This is a genomic window from Helicobacter sp. MIT 03-1616, assembly GCF_000765685.2.
GTDB classification, from domain to species: Bacteria; Campylobacterota; Campylobacteria; order Campylobacterales; family Helicobacteraceae; genus Helicobacter_C; species Helicobacter_C typhlonius.
In genome coordinates, this window is the sequence record NZ_JROY02000020.1 from 1 (window position 1) to 5,579 (window position 5,579).

The following is a 5,579-nucleotide window of genomic DNA, read 5'->3' on the forward strand; positions in this document are numbered from 1 at the left end:
ATTGGAGTCGTAGCTGTTATTGTTTCGGGTTTAGCATTTTTTGGTGGTTTAGCATTTTTTGTTTATAGGCTTTCACAAGAAGTCAATACGACTAGATAGCCTAAAAATAGAGAAGTGGAGATTTGCGTAAGCAAACTCAAACACTTCGGAGCTATGGAATAAGAAGTGCCACGCACAAACAATATCTCAAAACAAAAGCGAGGCGTTGTTTTGCCCTAGTAAGCTAAAAACTAGCACCTTTCTATTTCCTTGTTTTGCTCTTTACCAAGACTTTTTACAAGACTTTCTGCCCTTTTACACATTTTAGGATAATCCGCCTTGATATGAGGACATTCTTTGAGCGCGGATTCTAAACTCTTATCAATCCGCCTTATATACTCTTGCTTTGTATCTTTATGTATGCTGTAATCGTGTAAGTCAATATCTTTGTTTATTTGCCTTGCAAATGCAATTTCAAGTTTAAGATTCTTAGAGAAGTTTTGTATTTTCTCCTTACTCTCCTTGATTTTGCTAAGGCTATTTTTGATAAAGTCAATACTTAAAGCCTTGTCCTTCATTTTATTAAGCTTCTCGCTAAATTCTTGAGGATTTGGCTTTTTCCCTATGCCTAGCTCATACATACCTTTTTCTAGGTCATATAAGCACTTTAAGAAGTCAAAAACATTCCTTGAGTTTTGAATCTCATTCACTGCTCTATCAAGTGTGCTAGAATCTCCTTCTTGCTCTTTAGCCTCGTTGTTCTCCTCTTGATGTATCTTTGCTTCTTGGCTCTGCTGTTTTTTAATACCTTCTTCTGCTTTTTGCATTATGGATATTGCCTTATCAATATCTTTATACTGCTCCTCATAATTTTTAAGGATATTCTCGGCGTGTTGCTCTTTTGCCTTTGGGCTTTTGCATAGAGTGTAATCATCGCTAAAGCTTAGAATCTCTTGTTGTTCTTTTTCTCTAATCTCCATTATCTCACTCCTTTTATTTGATAGATGGTGTATGTTTGGCAATGAATCGCCCTATTTGCATTGCTTTTTCTTTTCCTGCTCTTGCTATTTCTGGGGCTTTTTGTGTTGCTGCACCGCCTAATTTTCCTCCTACTGCTGTGCCTATCCCTGTCCCTATTGAAGCACCTATACCTTTTCCGTCTTTGCGGGCTTCTTGATATGCTTTACCTCCCTCTGCTATTCGTTTCATAGCCATTCCACCTGCACTTGCAAGTCCTGCAAGTCCGCTTCCTCCACTGCTTGAATCCGCGCTTCCTATAATTGCACTTACCCACGCAGGAATCTTTGTGAGGAGGAATAAGGCAAAAATACACATAACGCTAGGTATAATTAAAACACTCATCGTTTCTGTGTTATACTTTTGTCCTCCTCCTATCGTTGTTATTTGGTCTAATGCACTTTGTGGTAATCCACTTGCTAATATAGCAAGAGGTGCCCATAAGCTCATACCTATATAGAGCTTAAGCCAACTAAAGAATATGCTTCTTGTCTGACTCCAACAAATAAGAGGCAATACTAATGCACAAAGGCTTAAAAGTATCGTTGCCATTAATTGACTTAGGATTGTCATTACACATATTGCTATCATTACAATAAGAGCTAAGGCTAAGAATAATCCTAGAATTATCCATTCTCCTATATCTGTCCAACCTAGATTTTCAGCATATCCCTTGCCTGTATCAATTGCAATTTTCCAAAAATGATTGATAATAGCGTCTGCATTTCCTGCTGTGCCATAAGCACTTACTCCCGCGCTCACCCACTTGTAAGGTAATTGAAATATGCGCAAAAAGTCTTTATAGGTTTCATAGCTACTTAATGCGACTTTGATAATGATAAAAACACTTATCCATATCATAGCCTTATGTATATCATCTTTATTAAAGCCATTGTCTTTGATTCTTAAAAAAGCCCAAATTGTTATACTTAAACCAAGTAGAGTATAAGCAATATTATGGCTATATAAATTTCCTATGCCATTATAAATATTTGCTACAACGACATTCCCTGTTTGATTAACAATATTGACTAGATAGGGCAATATACCTTGTTCGTTTGCCATAAGCTCCCCTTATTCAAACATAATAGGTAAGCCTATTTCGTTATACCTTACCTCGTCTTTAAACTTAGAGAATGTATCATTTTCAAAAAGCTTTGAAAACTCCTTTTCGCTTTTATCTACGAGCTCTTTTTCGTTTTTCCTTGTTGCTTTTTCTCTTTTTTCCTCCTGCTCCTTGCTTAGAAACTCTATGATGAGATTATTTGAGTTCATAGACATTTCATATTGCACCATAGAGAGCTGAAGCATTTGTTGGAGAATCGCATTGGTCGCATTGGCTACTTCTTGAGGATTAGTCGCTTTTTTGGCATTGCTTATTATTTTTGTTACTTGATTTTGGATTTTTCCTTTCTCCACGATGTTAAATTTCTCGTAGAATTTCGCCCATTGTGTGAGCTTTTCATCAGTTACTTTTGATTTAATGTATTCTTGTGTTTTTTTGATTTTTTCTAGCCTATCTTTTGCCTTTTCATATGTCTTATAGTCTTTCTTCTTGAGGGCTTCATCTACTTTTTGTCTGAGTTCATCTTTAATGCTTATCATATCCATAGGATTTTCTAAGACTGCAAGGCAAACCAATACTGATTTTTCTTGCTCGTTATAGTTTTGATATTTATCTTTTTGATATTTTTCCTTTGCCTTATCTAAAGCCTTTTTAGCATTTTCGTTTTGGGCTAGAGATTCACAATCTTGATTGATTCTAGCAAATATTGAAGTAAAAACATTTTCGGTATTTTCAAAACTGCTTATTATATCATCACTCACCCCATCGAGCTCTTGTAGAATTTTGCCAACTCTGCCTGTGTCAATCCCCATAGCTCTTAGTTCTGCTTCATACTTTGTAAATTCTTTTATCATTTGAGTATATTGCATTATGCTTTGAGCGATTGAGCTTACATCAATTACAGGAAGATTTGCTTGAGCTATGCTAAAGCCTATGCTTAAGCAAAAAGCAATATGAAGTAGTTTGTGTTGAATAGATTTCATCTTTTCCCCTTTGTCATAGAGTAAAGATGAGCGAGTATCTCTTTTAATGTCGCTTATGATTATAGCATAAAAATATAGAATCTAAATGAGAGAGTAAAGCTCGGTTACACACTTTTCAAGCATTATATCATCAATATATTGCGAATCGCCTTTAATATCACTTTCTCTAATGATAAGAGAAGCAATACCTACCTTACCAAGCACTTGAGCTTTGACAAGGTCATTTTTACGCACCTTTGCTTCTAATTCATTATCTGTGCCATAATGTTTGCCTCCGTGATATTCTATTACAGCTACGGGTTTATCTTTATGTTCCCCTCTTTTGTGAGTAACTAAAAAATCGCAATAAAAATCACTAAAGCTTCTCCAAGCATTTGTATCTTGTTCTCCTTTTAAAAAGGCTTTAAAAGAAACTTGAGGGCTAATGTTATAGTTTTCTTTAAAAACCTTTGCAAGAGCATAATAAATCCTTGCTTCTTCGTTATTCATTAATTTTTTAATTGTGATTGTGCCATCGCACATATCTTCTAAGCGTTGAACAGCCTTATCTTTGGGGATATTCTCTACACATTGTTCCTCTGTCCTCTTAGATTCCCAATAAGCTCTTTTTCGTGCAGATTCTTTTTTAAATTTCCAGCTTAAAAATATTTTAGTCAAGCCATAGACAACAAATGCCACAACCACACATATAAGAATTACTTCCCATATATCAAATGTAATTGTCGTAAGTTGTGGCATAGAGTCTCCTAAGAGCGATTTGTGTTATATCCGAGTTGCAAACAAAAGCTACTCAAAAATCAAGTGCTTCTTTTCTAGCCTTAGACTTGTCATAATATTTTGCTGTTTCCTTTTGAAGTGCATCAAAGTCTTTACCTTTAAATGCTTTGCGTTTTTCACCTCCATAACTTATGGAGCTAAGAATGAAGCGGCACATCGCTTGAGCATTAAGATTATTCTTTTTTGTATGTTTTGCAATATCAAAATCTGATTTTTGAAGTTTGTCTATAGCATTATCGTATGCTTTATTCCAAGCTTCCACATCTTTTTTATCATATGTGCGAGTAAAACTCCAGTCCTTTGAAGATGAGTAATCAGGAATCCCATTGTCGGTATTAAAAGCGATTTTATGTTGATGATAAAATTTCTTACACGCCTCTATATTTTTCTTATCATTGACATTATCTGTCATAATATCAATAGGTTTTCCACCTTTGACTACTCCTGCGTCTCTTCCCGCTTCTAAGGTTTTCTCTAATCCTTTTGTAATATCTCCTAAGTCAAAGGCATTTACTCCTGTGAGTAAAATACTAAATGCGATTACTCCTACTACACTCTTTTTCATTTTTTCTCCTTATGATAAAAGTAAAAATTCAAATATGAATCTTAAATCTGTAAGTCTTATCAAAAGTTTTACATACTTAAAACGAACTCCTCATATTTAAGTTTCATTTCAGGAATTTGTTTTGCGGGGGGGGGGGGGGTAATATATTACTCTTATTAGCTTTTTTCTTTGTCTTTGGTAAAGAAGGTGTGAATGAAAATTCTATTCTATCAATCGCACCACTTTGTCCCCTACCCTTTTCACCTTTGGTATTTTCTTTAATCTTTTTATACGCGAGGTTTTCAAAGTAGGGCTTATTGGTATAAGGGCTTGTCTCAATGAGCTTTAAAATAGAGGGTTTTAAAACCTGTTTATCAATATCCCTTGTTTCATAACTACTAGGAATAGACATTAACTCTTTAAATCTTGCATATTTGACTACATATTTGCCTGTGGCTTGGTATTGTTTAAGTAACCGATAGAGATTTTTTGCGTATTTATTATTGAGAGAGCAAAATTCTCGCAATTCAAAGCGTGTAAAATGTGAAGTAAGCTCATTTATCAATTCTAGGGAGCTTTCGGTAACCTTAATACTTAAAACACAAGTTTTTTCATCGGCTATAATTCTTTCAAAGAATGTGTAAGCCGAGAATCGCTCATAGCCTTCCTCATCAATTTGGCTTTTTTGAGCCTTAAGAGAATTAAGCTTTTTAGCAAAATCTACAATATTCTTGTAAAATCTCTTTTTGTTTTTATCATTTTCTACAAACTCTCTCATTTGCTCAAATGAAATATTGATAATCCTTGCTCTTTGGTTTTTTGCCACTGCGCAAAGAATAAAAAAGATATTAAAGTCCGCTTCTGTGAAATCTTTAAAGATAATTTGATTAAAGCGATTCTCGTATTCTACGCTTAATTGCTTATCATAGACAACATCATCAGCAAGAATTTCGGCTGGATTTATTACCTCTCCAAAAAGATTTTTTTGTTCAGTCAAAATTTACTTCCTTTAATATATCTCATAAGATATGAGTATATCTTAAAATAGATAATATTTCAAAACAAAGAAGTATTTTAAGCTTAATAGCCTATTTCTCCGCAATTTATCCACTTAAAATTCGCAATTTATCCACTTAATAAAATTCCTCTAAAAGAAACTCTATAATCCTATTTTTCGTGCTTTGATTAAACAATGTTTCTCCGCAATTTATCC

General features: G+C 34.3%; 6 protein-coding genes. All 6 read right to left on the reverse strand.

The features are described 5' to 3' along the window. Positions 1-230: 230 nt before the first annotated feature. The 6 genes from LS67_RS09260 to LS67_RS09285 all read right to left on the reverse strand — a co-directional run bounded on the left by LS67_RS09260 (position 231) and on the right by LS67_RS09285 (position 5,363). Entirely contained in the window at positions 231-959 is a 729-nt protein-coding gene (locus tag LS67_RS09260) for a hypothetical protein (RefSeq protein ID WP_052057412.1), read from the reverse strand. A gap of 13 nt (positions 960-972) precedes the next feature. Further along, positions 973-2,061 (reverse strand): type IV secretion system protein, encoded by a 1,089-nt coding sequence (locus LS67_RS09265; RefSeq protein ID WP_081947960.1) that lies wholly within the window; start codon positions 2,059-2,061, stop codon positions 973-975. 9 nt (positions 2,062-2,070) lie between these two features. Then, entirely contained in the window at positions 2,071-3,045 is a 975-nt protein-coding gene (locus LS67_RS09270) for a hypothetical protein (protein ID WP_034328431.1), read from the reverse strand. Positions 3,046-3,126: 81 nt separating this feature from the next. After that, entirely contained in the window at positions 3,127-3,783 is a 657-nt protein-coding gene (locus tag LS67_RS09275; RefSeq protein ID WP_011115800.1) for a DUF2726 domain-containing protein, read from the reverse strand. A gap of 52 nt (positions 3,784-3,835) precedes the next feature. Then, the gene (locus LS67_RS09280) at positions 3,836-4,387 is read right to left on the reverse strand and encodes a hypothetical protein (protein WP_034328430.1); all 552 of its coding nucleotides are present in this window, start codon (positions 4,385-4,387) and stop codon (positions 3,836-3,838) included. Between the two features lie 103 nt (positions 4,388-4,490). After that, the gene (locus LS67_RS09285; protein WP_161594495.1) at positions 4,491-5,363 is read right to left on the reverse strand and encodes a replication initiation protein; all 873 of its coding nucleotides are present in this window, start codon (positions 5,361-5,363) and stop codon (positions 4,491-4,493) included. Positions 5,364-5,579: the final 216 nt, after the last annotated feature.

Coding starts and splice junctions, on each gene's coding strand:
- LS67_RS09260 (WP_052057412.1), bottom strand. CDS start 959: ATGGAGATTAGAGAAAAAGAACAACAAGAGATTCTAAGCTTTAGCGAT.
- LS67_RS09265 (WP_081947960.1), bottom strand. CDS start 2,061: ATGGCAAACGAACAAGGTATATTGCCCTATCTAGTCAATATTGTTAAT.
- LS67_RS09270 (WP_034328431.1), bottom strand. CDS start 3,045: ATGAAATCTATTCAACACAAACTACTTCATATTGCTTTTTGCTTAAGC.
- LS67_RS09275 (WP_011115800.1), bottom strand. CDS start 3,783: ATGCCACAACTTACGACAATTACATTTGATATATGGGAAGTAATTCTT.
- LS67_RS09280 (WP_034328430.1), bottom strand. CDS start 4,387: ATGAAAAAGAGTGTAGTAGGAGTAATCGCATTTAGTATTTTACTCACA.